Annotated in this window: 17 protein-coding genes; 7 read left to right on the plus strand and 10 right to left on the minus strand. The window is 70.4% G+C overall.

The window, feature by feature from the left end:
- Window positions 1-40 precede the first annotated feature (40 nt).
- Genes ACWDR7_RS02310 through ACWDR7_RS02320 form a run of 3 tightly spaced genes read left to right on the plus strand, consistent with a single transcriptional unit; the run spans window position 41 to window position 4,533 of the window.
- Window positions 41-2,104, plus strand: a complete 2,064-nt coding sequence (locus ACWDR7_RS02310) for a GmrSD restriction endonuclease domain-containing protein (RefSeq protein WP_449853325.1) — start codon at window positions 41-43, stop codon at window positions 2,102-2,104.
- Window positions 2,105-2,164: 60 nt separating this feature from the next.
- Window positions 2,165-3,910 (plus strand): NERD domain-containing protein, encoded by a 1,746-nt coding sequence (locus tag ACWDR7_RS02315; RefSeq protein ID WP_449853326.1) that lies wholly within the window; start codon window positions 2,165-2,167, stop codon window positions 3,908-3,910.
- The gene (locus ACWDR7_RS02320; RefSeq protein ID WP_449853327.1) at window positions 3,889-4,533 is read left to right on the plus strand and encodes a hypothetical protein; all 645 of its coding nucleotides are present in this window, start codon (window positions 3,889-3,891) and stop codon (window positions 4,531-4,533) included. The genes ACWDR7_RS02315 and ACWDR7_RS02320 overlap by 22 nt, the downstream gene beginning before the upstream one ends.
- 5 nt (window positions 4,534-4,538) lie before the next feature.
- On the opposite strand, the gene ACWDR7_RS02325 is transcribed toward ACWDR7_RS02320, so the two are convergent.
- Window positions 4,539-5,021 (minus strand): hypothetical protein, encoded by a 483-nt coding sequence (locus tag ACWDR7_RS02325; RefSeq protein WP_449853328.1) that lies wholly within the window; start codon window positions 5,019-5,021, stop codon window positions 4,539-4,541.
- A complete protein-coding gene (locus ACWDR7_RS02330) occupies window positions 5,018-6,433 on the minus strand; it encodes an ADP-ribosylglycohydrolase family protein (protein WP_449853329.1) in 1,416 nt (471 codons plus the stop codon). Before ACWDR7_RS02330 ends, ACWDR7_RS02325 begins: the two co-directional genes overlap by 4 nt.
- A 123-nt stretch (window positions 6,434-6,556) precedes the next feature.
- Between ACWDR7_RS02330 and ACWDR7_RS02335 the strand changes: the two genes are divergently transcribed.
- From ACWDR7_RS02335 to ACWDR7_RS02345, 3 genes are all read left to right on the plus strand, one after another.
- The gene (locus ACWDR7_RS02335) at window positions 6,557-7,312 is read left to right on the plus strand and encodes an NUDIX hydrolase (protein ID WP_449853330.1); all 756 of its coding nucleotides are present in this window, start codon (window positions 6,557-6,559) and stop codon (window positions 7,310-7,312) included.
- A 150-nt stretch (window positions 7,313-7,462) separates the two neighbouring features.
- Window positions 7,463-7,861 carry a DoxX family protein gene (locus tag ACWDR7_RS02340; RefSeq protein ID WP_449853331.1) on the plus strand — a complete coding sequence of 133 codons (399 nt, stop codon included), beginning with the start codon at window positions 7,463-7,465 and terminating at the stop codon, window positions 7,859-7,861.
- A gap of 116 nt (window positions 7,862-7,977) precedes the next feature.
- The gene (locus ACWDR7_RS02345) at window positions 7,978-8,181 is read left to right on the plus strand and encodes a hypothetical protein (RefSeq protein WP_449853332.1); all 204 of its coding nucleotides are present in this window, start codon (window positions 7,978-7,980) and stop codon (window positions 8,179-8,181) included.
- Window positions 8,182-8,236: 55 nt separating this feature from the next.
- On the opposite strand, the gene ACWDR7_RS02350 is transcribed toward ACWDR7_RS02345, so the two are convergent.
- Window positions 8,237-10,174: a glycogen debranching N-terminal domain-containing protein gene (locus ACWDR7_RS02350; protein WP_449853333.1), complete on the minus strand. Its 1,938-nt coding sequence runs from the start codon at window positions 10,172-10,174 to the stop codon at window positions 8,237-8,239.
- 184 nt (window positions 10,175-10,358) lie between these two features.
- On the opposite strand from ACWDR7_RS02350, the gene ACWDR7_RS02355 reads away from it, so the two are divergent.
- Window positions 10,359-11,264, plus strand: a complete 906-nt coding sequence (locus ACWDR7_RS02355) for a DUF72 domain-containing protein (protein ID WP_449853334.1) — start codon at window positions 10,359-10,361, stop codon at window positions 11,262-11,264.
- Here the strand turns inward: ACWDR7_RS02355 and ACWDR7_RS02360 are convergent.
- The 7 genes from ACWDR7_RS02360 to ilvN all read right to left on the minus strand — a co-directional run bounded on the left by ACWDR7_RS02360 (window position 11,249) and on the right by ilvN (window position 17,466).
- Window positions 11,249-11,701 carry a hypothetical protein gene (locus ACWDR7_RS02360; RefSeq protein WP_449853335.1) on the minus strand — a complete coding sequence of 151 codons (453 nt, stop codon included), beginning with the start codon at window positions 11,699-11,701 and terminating at the stop codon, window positions 11,249-11,251. The two genes, ACWDR7_RS02355 and ACWDR7_RS02360, sit on opposite strands and share 16 nt — an antisense overlap.
- A gap of 161 nt (window positions 11,702-11,862) precedes the next feature.
- On the minus strand, window positions 11,863-12,966 hold the full coding sequence (locus ACWDR7_RS02365) for an NAD(P)-dependent alcohol dehydrogenase (RefSeq protein ID WP_449853336.1): 1,104 nt from the start codon (window positions 12,964-12,966) through the stop codon (window positions 11,863-11,865).
- 118 nt (window positions 12,967-13,084) lie between these two features.
- Window positions 13,085-13,849 carry an amino acid ABC transporter ATP-binding protein gene (locus ACWDR7_RS02370; RefSeq protein WP_449853337.1) on the minus strand — a complete coding sequence of 255 codons (765 nt, stop codon included), beginning with the start codon at window positions 13,847-13,849 and terminating at the stop codon, window positions 13,085-13,087.
- Window positions 13,846-14,700 carry an amino acid ABC transporter permease gene (locus ACWDR7_RS02375; protein ID WP_449853338.1) on the minus strand — a complete coding sequence of 285 codons (855 nt, stop codon included), beginning with the start codon at window positions 14,698-14,700 and terminating at the stop codon, window positions 13,846-13,848. The genes ACWDR7_RS02370 and ACWDR7_RS02375 overlap by 4 nt, the downstream gene beginning before the upstream one ends.
- A gap of 16 nt (window positions 14,701-14,716) precedes the next feature.
- Entirely contained in the window at window positions 14,717-15,607 is an 891-nt protein-coding gene (locus ACWDR7_RS02380) for an ABC transporter substrate-binding protein (protein WP_449853339.1), read from the minus strand.
- Window positions 15,608-15,838: 231 nt separating this feature from the next.
- Window positions 15,839-16,864 (minus strand): ketol-acid reductoisomerase, encoded by a 1,026-nt coding sequence (gene ilvC, locus ACWDR7_RS02385; protein WP_449853340.1) that lies wholly within the window; start codon window positions 16,862-16,864, stop codon window positions 15,839-15,841.
- A gap of 92 nt (window positions 16,865-16,956) precedes the next feature.
- Window positions 16,957-17,466, minus strand: a complete 510-nt coding sequence (ilvN, locus tag ACWDR7_RS02390; protein WP_449853341.1) for an acetolactate synthase small subunit — start codon at window positions 17,464-17,466, stop codon at window positions 16,957-16,959.
- Window position 17,467 lies beyond the last annotated feature (1 nt).

Genomic DNA, 17,467 nt, shown 5'->3' on the forward strand with positions numbered 1-17,467 from the left:
GCGCAACGTCGCCTCCCGCCCCTCTACCAAAGGAGCCCGCATGGACGTTTCCGAGCTGACCCTGCGATCCGTCCTGGAGGGCCGCAAACAGTATGTCGTGCCGCTGTACCAGCGGCGGTACAGCTGGGAGCACAAGAACCACCGCCAGCTGTGGGACGACATCCTCATGCTCACGGAGCACCGCGAAGCCGTTCCTCATGGCACGCACTTCACGGGATCCCTCGTGCTCTCGGTCGACGTCGCTTCACCGGGCAGCACCACGTTCCTCGTCGTCGACGGGCAGCAGCGGTTGACCACTCTCACCGTCATGCTCGCTGCGCTCCGGGACCACTGGGCGGAGGAAGACGAGGCAGAGCTGGCCGAGGAGATCGGCCAGGAGTACCTCACCAATCGCTATGTACGCGCTGCCGAACAGCGCCTCAAGGTCGTGCCGACGAAAGCGGATCAGGAGCTCTACGCATCGCTCCTCAACGGCGCGCACCGCGACGACCCGACGTCACTGCTCGATGACGCCTACCGCTATTTCCGCGGGCGCATCAGGGAGGCGGCCGTCGAGGGAACCGACCTGGAGTCGCTCCGAGACGCGGTGCTCGATGGGCTGATCTTCGTGTCGATCGTCGCGCGCGGCGACGACAACGTCTACCGCATCTTCGAGTCGCTGAACAACACGGGCGTGCGGCTCTCGCAGGCCGATCTCGTGCGCAACCTCGTGTTCATGAACCTCGGCGACGCCGGCGAGCCGGTGTACCAGCAGCACTGGTTGCCGATGCAGGCGGGCCTCTCCGATGAAGACCTGACAAACCTCTTCTGGTTCGACCTCGTGTGGAAAGACCACCTGATCCCGTTCACGAGCACGTACGAGGAGCAGAAGCGCCGCATCGCCGACATGTCGACCGCGCAGATCATCGAGTTCGTCGAGGTGATCGCGCGACGGGCCCGCTCGCTGAAGCGGATGCGCCAGCCGCAGCTCGAGGACTCCCCTGAGGTGCAGTTCTACCTCTACCGCCTGCGCGAGTGGGGCGCGTCCGTCACCGATCCGCTCGTGCTGCGCATCCTCGACCTGCGCGAGTCTCAGGCATGCACCTCGGCTGAGGCGGCCGCCGCGCTGGGTGTGCTGGAGAGCTACCTCGTACGGAGGTTCCTCGTCCACCCGCGCGGCCAGGGACTCAACCGGATCCTGGCCGAGGCGGCTGGGAAGCTGAGCGGAGAGGAGCCGCCGGCCGACGCTCTGCGCCGGATGCTGTCGGAAGGACGCAAGTACTTCGCCACCGATGCCGAAGTCCGCGAGGCAGTGCTCAATCGCCCCTTCTTCACGGAAGGAGCCGCGCGCATCCGGCGCCTCGTCCTCACCTGGCTGATCCAGCTCGCCGCTGGCAAGGAACACGCCGAACTCGGCACGATGTCGATCGAGCATGTGATGCCGCAGACCGACACTCCGAGCTGGGTCGAGATGCTGGCGAAGACGCTCCCGGAGGGCGCCGACGTGACGGAGACCTACGGCGCACTCGTGCACACGCTCGGGAACCTCACCTTCAGCGGGTACAACTCGGAGCTGAGCAACAGGCCGTTCGGTGAGAAGCGGAAGCTCCTCGCCGGCAGCGCGCTGACCGAGAACCACCGCATCGCCAGCAATGAGCGATGGGGCTACGACGAGATCCGTGCACGCGGTGAAGAGCTCGCTGCCCGGGCTATCGCGCATTGGAGCGGCCCTGACCCCGACCTGGTGTCACGCGGCAGCGGGAAGGACTGGCGGCTGCACGACCAGATCATCGCGCACATCCCCGAGGGATTCTGGACGTCGTACTACGAGCTGGCGCAGGCAGTGGAATCGCACCCGATCGCGGTGGGCCAGCGCATCGCCAGTCACCCTGTCGAGGGCGCATGGAGGGTCATGACCTGGGACGGCCGGGCGTCCGCCGGCTTCGCCTGGCCCGACGGATCGCCCCACGAGGGTCGAGATGTGGTCGACGTGCTCCGCGAGGAGGGGATCCGGTTCGGCACCGACGGAAAGGCGGATAAGTCGCAGCAGCTCGGGTCGTCCGCTCTCCTGGCGCTGGTCGGAGCCGAGCGCGACGACGATGAGTTCGGCGCCGAGAGCGAGTGAGGTACGACGAATGACGTGCATGGCGCGGGTCGCGGCAGAACCTGCTCGGGAGGTTCTCGCATGGCTCGCATGATCCCCGCTCGTCCGCGATCCGGGGCGAACGGATCCGAGCGTCGCGTGTTCGACGCGTTCGCGGGCGCACGCGGGATCGACGACTGGGTCGTGATCCATGGGCTGCAGATCCGGCGACACGTGGGGCAGTTCCAGGGCGAGGCCGACTTCATCGTCATCGTCCCCGGGCGCGGCATCGTGGTGATCGAGGCGAAGAGCCCCGAGTACGTGGAGTACCGCGACGGCGAATGGACGCTCGACCGCGTGCCGAACCCCGGCAAGAGCCCGTTCGACCAGGTGGACGGCGCGATCCGCAGCCTGCGCGGCTTCCTGAAGTCGCGCGAGCTGCTCGTCGGGGCCGAGCCGATCGCGCGGCTCGTGTGGTTCACGTCGCTCGGGCGCCACTTGTTCGAGAACCGATCCCCCGGTGACATGCAGTTCTTCGAGTGGGAGCTGGCGTTCCGCGACGACCTGCGCGATCCTGTGGCGCTGGTCGAGCGCGTGCTTGGCGAGCACGATGCCTGGTACGCGGCCGTGGAGGGCGTGGAACACGATCCGAGCGTCATGACGGCCGAGCACTCGGACGCCATCGCTCGCGCGCTGGTCGGGGACTTCGCCGGTGGGCGCACCGCTGCCGATCGGAAGCTCGAGCGCCGCGACGACGAGGAGAAGCTGCTGAAGTCACAGCGCGTGATCCTGGACGCCGTCGCACGCAACGGCCGCCTCTGCTTCGAGGGGCCCGCCGGCACCGGCAAGAGCTACCTGCTCACCTCGCTCGCGAAGAGCTGGGCGGCGGAGGGCGCGCGCACGCTGCTCACGTGCTGGAACGTGCTCATGGCCGACGAGCTCGTCGCGGCCGGGCGCAACCGGCCGACGCTCGAGGCGATGAGCCTCAACGCGCTCATGCTCCGGATGGCCGGCGTCGAGAAGAACCCTGACGATGCCTCGCGTGGCTGGTACGAACAGGAGCTGCCGAAGCGCGCGCTCGAGCGGCTGCGCGCCGACCCCTCGCTCGGTGGCTACGACGCCATCTGCGTCGACGAGTTCCAGGACGTCGCGGGCTTCCCCGACGTCATCGCGCTGCTGCGGGAGCTCGCCGATCCGTCCGCCGGCTCCGCGCCCGCGCGTGTCGCGGTCGCCGCCGATCCGCGCCAGCAGATCCTGCGCCCGGCGGAGACGCATGCGGATCCGTGGGCGGTCGCGTCGGAGGCGTTCCCCGGCATGGTGCACGTCGCGATGCGGCAGAGCGTGCGGCAGGTGCGCGCGCTCTCGTCGGCGGCCGAGGAGCTGCTCGGGCGACGCTTCGGCTACACGGGGCACCGGCTCGTCTCGAACGATGTGGGCGGGATGCGTGTGGTTCGCGTCGGCGACTCCCCCACCTCGGCGCTGGCCGGCACCCTCCGCGACCTGCTGCAGCAGCATCCTGCCCACGACATCGTGGTGCTCAGCCCCTTCGGCGAGCGCCGGTCGCTCGTGGGGCGGATGCTCGCGAGCCCGCACTTCACGAAGGACGAGAAGTGGCTGCGCGCGCAGCTGCGCCACGTGGGCGACGCCCCGGATGACGCGCGCCCAAAGGGCGCCGTGCGCTGGGGATCCATCGGCAAGTTCAAGGGACTCGACGCCGAGGCCGTCATCCTCACCGACATCGGCGACGACGGCCTGGCCTTCGCGAAGGAGACCGGCCTGCCCTGGTTCGACCTGCTCTACGTCGGCCTCACGCGCGCGAAGTACCGGTGCGTGGTGCTGCCGAACTGAGCGGCACCGAGCAGGCAGACAGCGCTGACGAAGGAGAAGACATGATCAACGACCTGCGCGACGCATGTGAGGCGTGGCAGGGCGGACGCGACGGCGGGTCCTCGCCGATCCGCGCGGGAGCCCGCGTCCTCACGAACACTCGGCACTACTTCGCCGCCCCGTTCATCGCCGAGCACGAGCGGAAGGCGCGAGCCGACGAGCGCACGCTCGCACGTGCACGAGCCCTGCTCGCGCACCTGGACGTGGCTCCGTCATTGGACGCGGCAGGCTGGGCGGCCTCGGTCGGCTCCACCAGCGTCTGGGCAGGCCGAGGGATCAAGAGCGGTGCGCAGGACTCGCAGATTCTCGAGACGCTCGAATCAGGCGAACTGCGCATGCCCCTGTGGGGCGTCAGTCTGGACGAGCGCGTGGCTCGATCGTTCGGCGAGCGCTTCGTCTTCCAGTTGCTCGGTCCCTTCCCCGCCATCGCCGCGTGGCTGCATTCCGGCGTCAAGGACGAGGAGCAGGAGCTGATCGCGGGCGGGCTCTACCGCGTCCACGATCTCGCTACGCGCGGCGAGACGACGCACGTCCAGCTGCGATTCGAACGAACCCTCGCCCCCGAGCTGTCGGAAGTCAGCTGAACGGCTCATGCCGCTCCAATGACGTGAACCCACAGGTCGGCGTCGTCGAGCACCCGGCCCGCGGGAGCATGCGGCACGAAGGCCGCCGCGACCCTCGCTCGCACCTCCTCGTCCGTCAGGACCGCCGCCTCGCTGGCACGCAGTTCCAGTCGACGCACAAAGAGGGCTCGCAGCTCAGGAGCGAGCGGTCGCACCGGCTTCGCGGGTTCGGTCTCCGCCGCCACCAGCGTCTCGCCGTTCGGGCCCTCCAGGCCGCGGAAGTCGAAGCGCCAGAAGCCATCGATCTGCGTCTCGCTCGTGCACTCGTAGACGGCGTGGAGGCTGAACTGGTGCGGCTGGCTGAGTGGCATGCGCATCACCACGCCGGTGAGCTTCGTCCCCGACAGTGTGGCCGGCAGGTCGCCCGACTTGAGTCCGTCGCGCGGGCCTCCGAAGAACGCGCAATAGAGCGACGGCTCATCATGCGCGGCGGACGCGGTCTTGCTCATCGGACGATCCTCTCGACGGCGTCGCGCAGGAAGCGCGCGGGAGCGAACTCGGGCAGAGTGTTGCGGACGTCCTCCCAGGCCTGTGCGGCCGGAACGCCGCGGTGGCGGATACCGTACAGCGCCGCCACCGCGGAGGTGCGGCTCCGAGCCTCGGCGCAGTGCACGAACACCCGCTTGCCCTCCCGGCGAAGCGTCGCGATGACGTCGGCGGCCTCGGCCAGGACGAAGTCGAGGTTTGCGTTGCGGCCATCCTGATCGATGAGCCAGACCTGCACGCTCTCCGCCACTGACGGCACCTGCTCTGTACCGACGCGGCAGAGCGACACAACCGCTTCGACCTCCTGAGGAAGCCTGTCGAGCGCGGCGATCGATCCGAGCATGACACCCGGATCATGGGGATGCGGACGCAGCCAGTCCCCCGCATAGGTACGCGCGCGAGCCGCCAGAGGCCATCCCTCCCCATCCGCTTCTCCCCCGCGCGCCGCGAGCACGGCGAGACGCACGAGGTCCCCTGCACGCAGCGACGGCCACCCGTGCAGGATCCGCTGCCAGCCCAGCGGAACCGCGCTCCCGCCGCGAAGCGAACCGGCGAGCGCTCCCGCGATCGCCGCCACCGTGTCGGTGTCGTGCCCGCCACGCACCGCCCGCTCGAGAGCGTCGACGAGGGAAGATGCTCCGGCGACTGCCGACAACGCTCCCTGCAGTGCCGCCACGACCCAGCCGTTCTGCGCCGAAAAGCGACGAGGATGCGCGTCCGCGGCGAGGGCGTCATCCAGCAACGACGACCAGCGTCCACGACGCTCCTCGGGGATCCACCGCAGCTGACCGCGAAGGTCGAGCTCCCCGGTCAGGATCGCGTGACGAATGGCGAGGCACCACAGCGCGCACGCGTCGCCGTTGTCCTCGTCCCAGTGGGTCAGCCGCGCGATGCGCCTCGCAGTGGCCGCCAACTCCGCCGGATCGCGTTCCAGGTAGCCGAGAGCGAGCGGCCCCGTGCGCATGAGCGCGCCATTGCCGGCGCTGCGACCGGTTCGCTCGTGGAGCGTATGCGAGAGGGCGACGGCCTCTTCCTCAGACGGCTCGGCGCTCAGACCATCGAGCACAGCACGGGTCTGGATGCCCACGTCCTTGGCGCCCTTCGCCCACTCTCGCCATGCGACCAGAATCCCCCCGATCGTGGCCCGATCCTCGATGCTGCGCCCCGCGGCCAGCGCCTGCAGGATGGGCATCGCCATGCTCGTGTCATCAGTCCACTCGCCGCGGGCATGCCCGAATGTGCCGACTCCGAAGTCGACGACGGCGTCGTCGCTGAGCGCCGCCCCGAACTCGTAGTGAGAGCCCAGTGCGTCACCGGCTGCGGAGGCCAGCACGGCCCCGACCGCACGGTCGAACTGGAGGCTATCGAGGGTCATGGGGTCTCCTTCTTCGCGGCACGCGATCCGGGGTGCCTATTTTGCTCACATTCACGCTAATTGCCCGATGAGATCAGTATGCACGCCTCCCGCAATTCACGCAACCATGATTGAATTACCGCTATGACCGAGACGCCGCAGTACCGAGACAGTGCCGGGAAGACCCTCGCGGACTACCCCCGACCTTCGGTCGCCGTCGACACTGCGGTCCTCACGGTGACTGACGACGGCCTCCTGAGCGTCCTCCTCATCGATGACGGCGAGCGCCGCCTGCCCGGCACATTCGTGCACCCCGGTGAGACCCTGGCGGACGCCGCTCTGCGCGCCCTTCGCACGAAGGCCGGAGTCGACGGGCTCGCACCCCGGCAGCTGCACGTCTTCGACGACCCGTCTCGCGACGATCGCGGATGGGTGATGAGCGTCGCGCATTACGACGTCGTGCCCTCGTCGCACCTCTCGGAGAAGCATCTGCTCCCGGTCGATGCTCTGCCGCCGCTGCCCTTCGACCACGAGCAGATCGTCGCTCATGCTGTCGCCGCGCTGCGCACCGAGTACGGATCGACGCCCGATCCGCGGGGTCTGGTGGAGCAGCCCTTCACGATGCGCGAACTCCGACGGCTGCACGAGGCCGTTGCCGGCCGCCCCCTGCAGCCGGACACTTTCCGGCGCGCGATGCTGCCCGGTCTCGCGGCCACCGGCGCGGTGAAGCGCGAGGGGCGCGGCCGGCCCGCGGAGCTGTACAGCACGCTCGGCGACACTCCATCCCCGCTCCGTCATGCGCGCGCACCGAAACGCTCGTTCGTGGATCTGGATGCCCCGACAATCGGTGGCGATCTCGCGTCAACGGTCCAGGCGATGCGGGGCGAGGAGAAGCGCTGAGGCGCAGGCGCCACTTGCGTCCGCCTATACCGTCGCGCCGGTACAGCGCCGGCGCTGCTACCACCCTGGTCCGTACGGATAGTGACCGCGACCCGACGTAATTGACTCGCATCTTCCTCACGCCACCCACTCCCCCGTACCCTCACTCCCATGACCGTCCCGCGCCGCATCGCCCGCGTCCTGCTCGGCACTGCCCTCGTTGGAGCCGGGGTGTCGCACCTCACCGTGGCGCGGAAGGAGTTCCGGGCGCAGGTGCCCGAGTTCGTGCCGCTCGATCCCGATGCCACCGTCGTGATCTCGGGCGTCAAGGAGATCCTGCTCGGAATGCTGCTCGTGTTCGCGCGCAAGCGGCGGCGGCTGGTGGGGCGGATCGCCGCCGCGTTCTTCGTCGCGATCTTCCCCGGGAACATCGCGCAGTGGGTGCACGAGCGCGACGGGTTCGGGCTCGACACCGAGGAGAAGCGGTTCGCGCGGCTGTTCTTCCAGCCCGTGCTCGTCGCGTGGGCGCTGTGGTCCACGCGATCCGGGAAGCGCCGGCTCAAGGGCTGAGAGCAAGCGGAACGCCCCGAGGATGTCCGTGCGCGCCGATACACTCGCCGCGTGACCCCGCTTCCTCCGCACCAACCCTGCCCACCGGGCGGGAGTTGTACCGGAAGGAAGCACACATGGCAGAGAACACGTGGCCGCTGAAGAACAAGCTGCCCGAGGGACATCTGTTCCTCACGAAGGCCGAGTTGATCGAGATCCTCGACGAGGTCGACGACGAGACGCCGCTGTGGATCAACAACTACTGGCAGCCGATCCGCCAGATCACGCAGCGCCCGGTCGATCTGATCGCGATCCGGCCCGACGGGGTGCATCTGGGCTGAACGACGGCACGGGCGGGCCCTGCGGCCCGTCGGACCCGCCCGTGCCCATCCCGCCCTACCGCGCCCGCACCGCCGTGAGCGCCGTCACCGCCGCCGCGGCCGACCACGCCTGCGGGCGGCACGCGGCCGGGTAGGGCGTGGGCACGTCGGTCTCGGAGCGGGGGTCGCCGCTGTGCAGCTCGGGCACGCGGTAGACGAAGCCCTCCGCCGCGTCGAGCATGCCGTCGACCACCCGGTTCGCCTCGTCCACGAGGCCGGCGCGCACCATGCCGTGGACCGCGATCGCGGTGTCGTGGGTCCACACGCTGCCGCCGTGGTATGACAGCGGCCAGTAGCCCGCCGCTCCCGTCGACATCGTGCGGATGCCGAAGCCCGAGGCCATCGACTCCCCCAGCAGCAGCGCGGCGACGTGGCGCTCCTCGTCGCGCTCCAGGATCCCCGTGCCGATGAGGTGGCCGACGTTGCTCGTGAGCGTGTCGACCGGGCGCTTGTCGCGATCCAGCGCCACCGCCGGGTAGCGGCCCTCCGGCGTCTCCACCCAGAACGACTCCGCGAACCGCCGGCGCAGATCCGCCGCCCACGCCCGCAGCTGCGCCGGGCCGTGCGGCTCGTCGCCCTCGCCGAAGCGCTCGAGCAGCTCGGCCCCGGCGAGCGCGGCCTCATACGCGTAGGCCTGCACCTCGCACAGCGCGATCGGCCCCTCGGCCAGGCGCCCGTCGCGCCACTGGATCGAGTCGCCCGAGTCCTTCCAGCCCTGGTTCGCCAGGCCCTTGCCCGTGCGGTCGATGTAGTCGATGAAGCCGTCCCCGTCGCTGTCGCCGTACTCGATGAGCCACGCCAGCGCGCGCCGCAGCGCCGGGATGAGGGGGCGCACCTCGTCCTCGGGCATGCCCGCCCGCCACGCGTCGTGCAGCAGGCACACCCACAGCGGCGTGGAGTCGACGCTGCCGTAGTACAGCGGCGGCAGCGACACGTTCTCGCCCGGGATCTCGAGCGTCGACGAGCGCAGCTCGTGCAGGATCTTGCCCGGCTCCTGGGCCGTCGCCGCGTCGTCCGCGTCGCCCTGCAGGCGCGCGAGCACCCGCAGCGTCGAGGCGGCGATCGCCGCGTCCAGCGGCAGCATCAGCCGCGCCGCCCAGATGGAGTCGCGGCCGAACAGCGTGAAGAACCACGGCGCCCCGGCGGCGTAGAACTCGTCCTCCGGGTTGCCCGGCAGCGCCAGGCGCAGTGCATCGAGGTCGCCCAGGGCCGTCTCGAGCCAGCGCGCCAGGCGCGGGTGGCGCTGCGTCACCTCGCCGATCACCTCGCGCGCGTCCCAGGGCGCGGGGCGTCGCGCCGGCTCCATCACGAGCGTGTCATCGTGCAGCTCGAGCCGCCATGACGCCCGGGCCTCGCCCCGCGCGGTCGCCTCGAGGCGCCACGTCGCGACGATCGCGCCGCCGTCCTCGCGCAGCTCGGCGCCCGGCGCCGACAGCACGAAGCTCTGCGCACCCGCGACCACCTCCGCGTCGCCGTCCCGGATCGTCGTCTCGAACGCTCCGGGCACCGATCCGCCCGCCTTCACGGCGTGCAGCGACGCGAACTCCGGCACGAACCGGATCGACAGGGTCGTTCCCACCGGCACGCTGCGCCCGTTGCGCAGCACCCACGACTCGCTCACCCGCCGGCCGTCCACGGTGCGGTCTCGCACGATCCGCACCTTCGGATCGGCGACCCACTCCTCGTCCAGTCCGCGCAGCAGCCCCGCGAAGACGACGCGCGAGGGCCCGTGCGTCGACAGCGAGATCCACTCGATGCGCGAGTCGGCGCACGTCGTGGCGATCTCGCGCACGTGCCGCACGTCGCCGTGGAAGATGCCGTCGATCGCCGCGGCGCCGAGATCGCCGTCGCGCCCCGACCACACCTGGGTGGGCGCGCGCAGCGCGATGACGGCGTCGTCGAGCAGGGGCTGCAGCGGCGGCTGCGGCTCGGCAACGGTGGGGGCAGAGGTCATGGTGTCTGCTGGCTCCTTCCCTTGGCGTTCTGGGTCCGATGTGGGATGTCCCGGGATGAATCAGAACATCGGCGGGGCCTCGTTCCTTCCGAGCGATCCGATGGTGGCACATCGCCACGCCTGCCCTCATCCGGCGGACCGCAAGAGGCTTGTCCGTCGGCCGGACCGGTGGTTGCCTGCCGTCATGGCGGAGGGCGAGCACGGACCGGGCGCGGGGGCCGAAGGACGGATCCGGGTCGGGATCTCCGGGTGGCGCTACGCCGGGTGGCGCGGCGACTTCTACCCGCGCGGGCTGCCGCAGCGGCTCGAGCTGGCATACGTCGGCGAGCGGATGGACACGCTCGAGCTGAACGGCTCGTTCTACTCCCTGCAGCGGCCCGAGAGCTACGCGCGCTGGCGCGACGCCGTGCCCGACGACTTCGTGTTCGCCGTGAAGGGCTCGCGGTACATCACGCACATGCTGCGGCTGCGCGACGCGGGCACCGCCATGGCGAACTTCTTCGCCTCGGGCGTGCTCGCGCTCGGCCCGAAGCTCGGCCCGTTCCTGTGGCAGCTGCCCGAGCGGCAGGAGTTCGACGCCGACGGCCTCGACGCCTTCCTCGCCGCGCTGCCGCGCACCACGGGCGAGGCCCTCGCGCTCGCCCGGCGGCACGACGCGCGGCTCGAGGGCCGGGCGTGGCTGCAGGTCGAGGCCGACGTGCCGCTGCGGCACGCGCTCGAGCCGCGCGCGGCCAGCTTCGAGAACCCGGCCATGCCCGAGCTGCTGCGGCGGCACGGCGTGGCTCTCACCGTGGCCGACACCGCCGGGCGGTGGCCGCGCTTCGGCGAGGTGACGGCCGACTTCGCCTACGTGCGGCTGCACGGCGCGCACGACCTCTATGCCAGCGGCTACTCCCCCGCCGAGCTCGACGAGTGGGCCGCGCGGATCCGCGCGTGGGCCGACGGATCCGGCGCGCCCGACGGCCGCCCGCGCGACGTCTACGTCTACTTCGACAACGACGCCCGCGGCCACGCGCCGCACGACGCCGTCGCGCTCGCGGCGCGGCTGGGCCGGGTGGCCGCCGCGGCGCCCGGTCACGATCCGGCCTGATCCGGCCGCACCACCCGCGCCCCCGAGGACGAGAGCACCACCTGCCCGCGCAGCGCCAGCCCGGCGCCGTCGGCCGCCGCCGCGATGCCGCCGATCCACTCCCGCAGCCCGCCCGCCACGCGGTGCCGCCCTGGCCGCTCCCACACGAGCACCACGGCGGCGGCGCGCACGAGCCCCGCGAAGTCCGCCGCCCGCCGCGCCAGCAGCTCCGCGTGCGTGAGCGCGCCGAGCTCGGGTTCGCGCACGCGGGCCCGGGGGTCGCGTGGCAGCCCGTCGATCGGGAGGATCGGATCCGTCAGCCGCCCGCGCGCGTCGAGGAACAGCAGCCACACCCGCGGCGCGTAGGCGCCGCCGAGCAGCGCCCGCACGAGCTGTTCGAGGCCTGCGTCGTCGCGTACCTCGAAGGCGCGCAGGTCGTCGCCGGGAGCATCCGTCATGCCTCCCACGCTCGCCTCCGGCGATCGCCCGTGGGCCGCACCAGCGCCATCTGTGGACGGATCCGCCGCTCCGCGCGGCTGTGGACGCCCCGCACCGCACCCGAACAGCGAAACGGCCCCGTCCCGAGAACCGGGACGAGGCCGCCGCAGCGAAACGCGCGTCAGGGCATGACGAGCACGGCCTTGACCGTGGCACCCGACTGGGTGTCGGCGATCGCCTGCTCCATCTGCTCGAACGGGTAGGTGGTGATCAGCTCGTCGAACGGGAAGCGGCCGGCCTGGTGCAGCGCGACGAGCTCCGGGATGAAGTTCTGCGGGATCGCGTCGCCCTCGATCGCGCCGACGAGCGTCTTGCCCGACGCGGCGACGAGGCCGAGGTCGATCGTGCTGCCGGGCTTCGGCACGCCCACCAGCGCGATCCGCGCGCCGAAGGCCGTGGCCTGGATGAGCTGCTCGATCACGGGGGCGACGCCCGTCGTGTCGACCGCGTACGAGGCACCGCCGCCCGTGATCTCGAGGATGCGGGCCGTCGTGTCCTCCTCCTTGCCGTTGATGAGGTGCGTCGCGCCGAGGCGCTGGGCGAACTCGAGGCGCTCGGGGATCACGTCGACCGCGATGATCGTCGTGGCGCCGGCGACCTTCGCGCCCATGATGGCCGACAGTCCCACCGCGCCCGTGCCGGCGACGACGATCGACGCTCCCGCGGGCACGTCGAGCGAGTTCAGCACGGTGCCCGCACCGGTCTGGATGCCGCAGCCGAGCGGGCCCGCGAGCTCGAGCGGGGTGCCCTCGGGCAGCTTGACGACGTTCTTCGCCGAGGCGATCGCGTGCGTCGCGAACGACGACTGGCCGAAGAAGCTGCCGTGCACGGGGCTGCCATCGGCGGCGCTCAGCGTGGTGGTGCCGTCCTCGCGCACGCCGCCGAAGTTCAGCGGCATGAAGTTGAGGCAGTAGGCCTCGCGCCCGGCCAGGCAGTTGCTGCAGCGGCCGCACGCCGCGTACGACAGGCCCACGGCGTCGCCCACGGCGAGGCCGTGCACCGCCGAGCCGACCTGCTCGACGACGCCCGCGCCCTCGTGTCCGAGGACGAACGGGAAGGCGCCGGGGATGTGGCCGTGCTGCACGGCGAGGTCGGTGTGGCACAGGCCGGTGGCGACGATCTTGACGAGCACCTCATCGGGCTGCAGATCGCCGAGCGTGAGGTCTTCGAAGCGGAACGGCTCGTCGACGCCGTGTAGCACGGCCGCGCGAACGGATGTGGTCATCTCGAGTCCTTTCAGAGTGCATTCAGGTGGACGCACCATCCACGCTACGCCTGCCGGAGAGGACGGGATCAGATATCGCCGGAATCTGCCGGGAATCCGGCGCAACCTGCGCGTACGCTCAGCGCACCTTGCCGAGGAACTCCCGCGTGCGCGCGTGCTGGGGGCGCTCGATGACCTCGGCCGCCGGGCCCTCCTCGACGACGACGCCGCCGTCCATGAAGACCACGCGGTCGGCCACGTCGCGCGCGAAGCCCATCTCGTGCGTGACGACGATCATCGTCATGCCCTCGTCCGCCAGCTCGCGCATGACGTCGAGCACCTCGCCGACGAGCTCGGGGTCGAGTGCCGAGGTCGGCTCGTCGAAGAGCATGAGCTCGGGCTTCATGGCGAGCGAGCGCGCGATGGCCACGCGCTGCTGCTGACCGCCCGAGAGCTCGTGCGGGTACGCGTCCATCCGGTGCGCCAGGCCCACGCGCGTCAGCAGCGCCCGCGCCTCGTCCTGCGCCTGCGCGCGCGGCACGCCGCGCACCCCGATCGGTCCCTCCGACACGTTCTCGAGCGCCGTCATGTGGCCGAACAGGTTGAAGCGCTGGAAGACCATGCCGATCCTCTCGCGCCGCGCCGCGACCTCGCGCTCTCGCAGCTCGTACAGCCGGCCGTTGCTCTCGCGGTAGCCCACGTGCTCGCCGGCCACGCGCAGCTCTCCCCCGTCGATCCGCTCGAGGTGGTTGATGCAGCGCAGGAACGTCGACTTGCCCGATCCGCTCGGGCCGATGAGGCACACGACCTCGCCGGGCGCGACCGTGAGGTCGATGCCCTTCAGCACCTCGTTGTCGCCGAAGCGCTTGCGCACGCCGACGGCCTGGACGAGCGGAGCGTTCATCGGGTCCTCCCCGGCAGGATGCGGCGCAGCACGTCGCCGACGCTCGACGCGTCGCTCACCGACGAGTACTCGAAGCGCCGCTCGATGAAGTACTGGCCGATGCTGAACACGGTCGTGAGGATCAGGTACCAGATCGACACCGTCAGCAGCAGCTCGACCACGAGCAGGTTGTTGGAGTAGATGCCCACCGCCGACAGCAGCAGCTCGCCGTACTGGATCGTATAGGCCAGCGACGACGTCTTGAGCATGTTGATGAACTCGTTGCCCGTGGGTGGCACGATCACCCGCATCGCCTGCGGCAGCACGATCCGGCGCATGGTGCGTCCCGGCCGCATGCCGATCGACTTGGCGGCCTCCACCTGGCCCTTGTCGACCGACGCGATGCCCGCGCGCACGATCTCGGCCATGTACGCGCCCTCGTTGATGCCGAGCCCCAGCAGGGCCGCGAGGAACGGCGTCATGATCGTGTTCGTGTCGACGGATCCGGCGAACGGGATCCACACCTCGGGGAACACGAGTGACAGGTTGTACCAGAGCAGCAGCTGCACGAGCACCGGCGTGCCGCGGAACAGCCACACGTACCCACCCGCGACGGCGCGCGCCACGGGATTCGCCGACAGGCGCATGATCGCCGCCACGACGCCCAGCACGATGCCGAGCGCCTGCGCGGCGATGCTGATGAGCAGCGTGCCCGCCATGCCCTGCAGGATCGTCGGCACGGTGAGGAACCGCAGGGTCGCGTCGTACTGGATGTCGGCCTGCGAGAAGGCGTAGACGAGAGCGGCGAGCAGGACGAGCACCACGGCGCCCGTGATCCAGCGCCCCCAGTGCCGCACCGGGACCGTGGTCATCGTCCGCTCGTCCATGTCAGCCGCCGTTGATCGTGGCTTCGTCGACCGCGCCGAGCGGGGTCTCGTACTTCTCGATCAGCTCGCCGTACTCGCCGCCGTCGATCGCGGCCTGCACGGCCTGCTGGATCGCGTCGCGCAGCTCGGCGTCGTCCTTGCTCACGCCGATGCCCATCGGGCCGGCCTGCACCTGGTCGCCCACGACCTCGAAGTCCTCGCCGTCGCCCGACACGCGCGCGTTGTACGCGGCCACCGGGTAGTCCTGCATGCCGGTGACGGCGCGGCCGTTCTTCACCTGCAGCATCGCCTCGGTCTCGCGGTCGAACGAGAGGATCTCGATCGGCTCCTGGCCCTCGGCCTCGCACGTGGCCGACTGGTCCTGCGCGTAGCCCTCCTGCACGGTGCCGCGCTGCACGGCGATCGTCCGCCCGCACAGGTCCTCGATGCCCGTGAGGCCCTCGGGGTTGCCCTTCGGGACGAGCAGGACGGCGCCGGCCATGTAGTAGTCGACGAAGTCGATCTCCTGCTGGCGCTCCTCGTTGTCGCTCATCCCCGAGACGATGATGTCGATGCGGCCCGAGTTCAGCTGCGTGATGAGGCTGTCGAAGACGACGTTGTTCCACTCGAACGGCACGCCCAGCTGCTCGCTGAGGATGTCGGTGAGCTCCTTGTCGAAGCCGAGGATCGTCGTGCCGTCCTCGTCGTAGTACTCCATCGGCGCGTACGCGATGTCGCCGCCGACCACGATCTTGCCGGCGTCCTTGATGTCCTGCGGCAGCGCGTCGTAAAGGGGCGCCTCGGTGTCGACGGCCTGCTCGGGCGCGGCGCCCGCGCAGCCGGCGAGGACGAGGGCGGCGGTCGCGCCCGCGGCGGTCAGCGCCAGCGCGCGGCGAAGGGTGGGGATTCGCATGGACTTCCTCGTGGATCGATGACGCAAACCGCATCATTCTACGCGGCCGGCGCTGGACCCCCGTGCGGACGCAGCACGGCCCCCGCGCCTCGTGAGCGCGGGGGCCGTGTTGCGGTGGTCGCTTCATCTCCGGCCGCTAGCGCGGCCTCCGTTCAGCAACCGATGAGTGGAGCCCACCGGTTGCTGAACGGAGCGCCGCAGGCGCGGAGATGAAGCGACCAGCTGAAGCGATCAGCGGGCAGCGCTGCCCTCGACATAATCGTCGTCCGAGTTCTTCCACGAGAACAGGGCGCGCAGCTCCTTGCCGGTGGCCTCGATGGGGTGCGACTCCTCCTTCTCGCGGAGGGCCTTGAACTCCGGCGCGCCGGCGTCCTGGTCGTCGATGAAGCGCTTCGCGAACGCGCCCGACTGGATGTCGGCGAGCACGTCCTTCATGCGCTGCTTCGTGTCGGCGTCGATGACGCGCGGGCCCGAGACGTAGTCGCCGAACTCGGCCGTGTCGCTGATGGACCAGCGCTGCTTGGCGATGCCGCCCTCCCACATGAGGTCGACGATGAGCTTGAGCTCGTGCAGCACCTCGAAGTACGCGATCTGCGGCTGGTAGCCCGCCTCGGTCAGCACCTCGAAGCCCGCCTGCACGAGGTGGCTCATGCCGCCGCACAGCACGGCCTGCTCGCCGAACAGATCCGTCTCGGTCTCCTCGGTGAACGTCGTCTTGATGACGCCGGCGCGGGTGCCGCCGATCGCCTTCGCGTACGAGAGGGCGACGTCCCAGGCCTGGCCCGACGCGTCGTTCTCGACGGCGATGATGTCGGGGATGCCGCGGCCGGCCACGAACTCGCGGCGCACCGTGTGGCCCGGGGCCTTCGGGGCGACGAGGATGACGTCGACGTCGCTGGGCGCCTGGATGTAGCCGAAGCGGATGTTGAAGCCGTGCGCGAAGGCCAGCGTCTTGCCCGCCGTGAGCTTGGGGGCGATGCCCTCGGCGTAGATCGAGCGCTGGTGCTGGTCGGGCGCGAGGATCATGATGAGGTCGGCCCACTCGGTCGCGTCGGCGACCGACTTGACCTCGAAGCCGTCCTCCTGCGCCTTGGCCGTGGACTTCGAGCCGTCCTTGAGGGCGATGACGACCTCGACGCCCGAGTCGCGCAGGTTCTGGGCGTGGGCGTGGCCCTGCGAGCCGTACCCGACCACCGCGACCTTCTTGCCCTGGATGAGCGACAGGTCGGCGTCGGCGTCGTAGAGGATCTCGGTCACTGGTTCTCTCCTTGGGTGTTGCTGGTGGGCTTGCGGTGGTCGCTTCATCTTCGCGGCTTCGCCGCTTCGTTCAGCAACCGATGGAGTCGGGCTCAGCCGCGGAGGACGCGCTCGGTGATGGACTTGCCGCCGCGGCCCAGGGCGAGCAGGCCCGACTGGGCGAGCTCCTTGATGCCGAACGGCTCGACGGCCTTGAGGAACGCGTCGACCTTGCCCTTGTCGCCGGTCACCTCGATCACGAGCGCGTCGGGCGCGTAGTCGACCACGCGGGCACGGAAGAGGTTCACGACCTCGAGCACGTTGGAGCGGCTCGTGTTGTCGGCCTTCACCTTGACGAGCATGTGCTCGCGCTGCACCGACGAGGCCGGGTCGAGCTCGACGATCTTGATGACGTTGACGAGCTTGTTCAGCTGCTTGGTCACCTGCTCGAGCGGCAGGTCGTCGACGTCCACGACCACCGTGATCCGCGACAGGCCGGGGATCTCCGTCACGCCCACGGCGAGGGAGTTGATGTTGAAGCCGCGGCGGGCGAACAGCCCGGCCACGCGGGTGAGCAGACCGGGGCGGTCCTCGACGAGCAGGCTCAGCACGTGCGTCGACATC

Source organism: Microbacterium sp. NPDC003461 (assembly GCF_053588335.1).

Coding starts and splice junctions, on each gene's coding strand:
- ACWDR7_RS02360 (WP_449853335.1), bottom strand. CDS start 11,701: ATGACGGATGCTCCCGGCGACGACCTGCGCGCCTTCGAGGTACGCGAC.
- ACWDR7_RS02315 (WP_449853326.1), top strand. CDS start 2,165: ATGGCTCGCATGATCCCCGCTCGTCCGCGATCCGGGGCGAACGGATCC.
- ACWDR7_RS02325 (WP_449853328.1), bottom strand. CDS start 5,021: ATGAGCAAGACCGCGTCCGCCGCGCATGATGAGCCGTCGCTCTATTGC.
- ACWDR7_RS02365 (WP_449853336.1), bottom strand. CDS start 12,966: ATGACCACATCCGTTCGCGCGGCCGTGCTACACGGCGTCGACGAGCCG.
- ACWDR7_RS02340 (WP_449853331.1), top strand. CDS start 7,463: ATGACCGTCCCGCGCCGCATCGCCCGCGTCCTGCTCGGCACTGCCCTC.
- ilvN (WP_449853341.1), bottom strand. CDS start 17,466: ATGTCGACGCACGTGCTGAGCCTGCTCGTCGAGGACCGCCCCGGTCTG.
- ACWDR7_RS02370 (WP_449853337.1), bottom strand. CDS start 13,849: ATGAACGCTCCGCTCGTCCAGGCCGTCGGCGTGCGCAAGCGCTTCGGC.
- ACWDR7_RS02310 (WP_449853325.1), top strand. CDS start 41: ATGGACGTTTCCGAGCTGACCCTGCGATCCGTCCTGGAGGGCCGCAAA.
- ACWDR7_RS02335 (WP_449853330.1), top strand. CDS start 6,557: ATGACCGAGACGCCGCAGTACCGAGACAGTGCCGGGAAGACCCTCGCG.
- ACWDR7_RS02330 (WP_449853329.1), bottom strand. CDS start 6,433: ATGACCCTCGATAGCCTCCAGTTCGACCGTGCGGTCGGGGCCGTGCTG.
- ACWDR7_RS02380 (WP_449853339.1), bottom strand. CDS start 15,607: ATGCGAATCCCCACCCTTCGCCGCGCGCTGGCGCTGACCGCCGCGGGC.
- ACWDR7_RS02375 (WP_449853338.1), bottom strand. CDS start 14,700: ATGACCACGGTCCCGGTGCGGCACTGGGGGCGCTGGATCACGGGCGCC.
- ACWDR7_RS02350 (WP_449853333.1), bottom strand. CDS start 10,174: ATGACCTCTGCCCCCACCGTTGCCGAGCCGCAGCCGCCGCTGCAGCCC.
- ACWDR7_RS02355 (WP_449853334.1), top strand. CDS start 10,359: ATGGCGGAGGGCGAGCACGGACCGGGCGCGGGGGCCGAAGGACGGATC.
- ACWDR7_RS02345 (WP_449853332.1), top strand. CDS start 7,978: ATGGCAGAGAACACGTGGCCGCTGAAGAACAAGCTGCCCGAGGGACAT.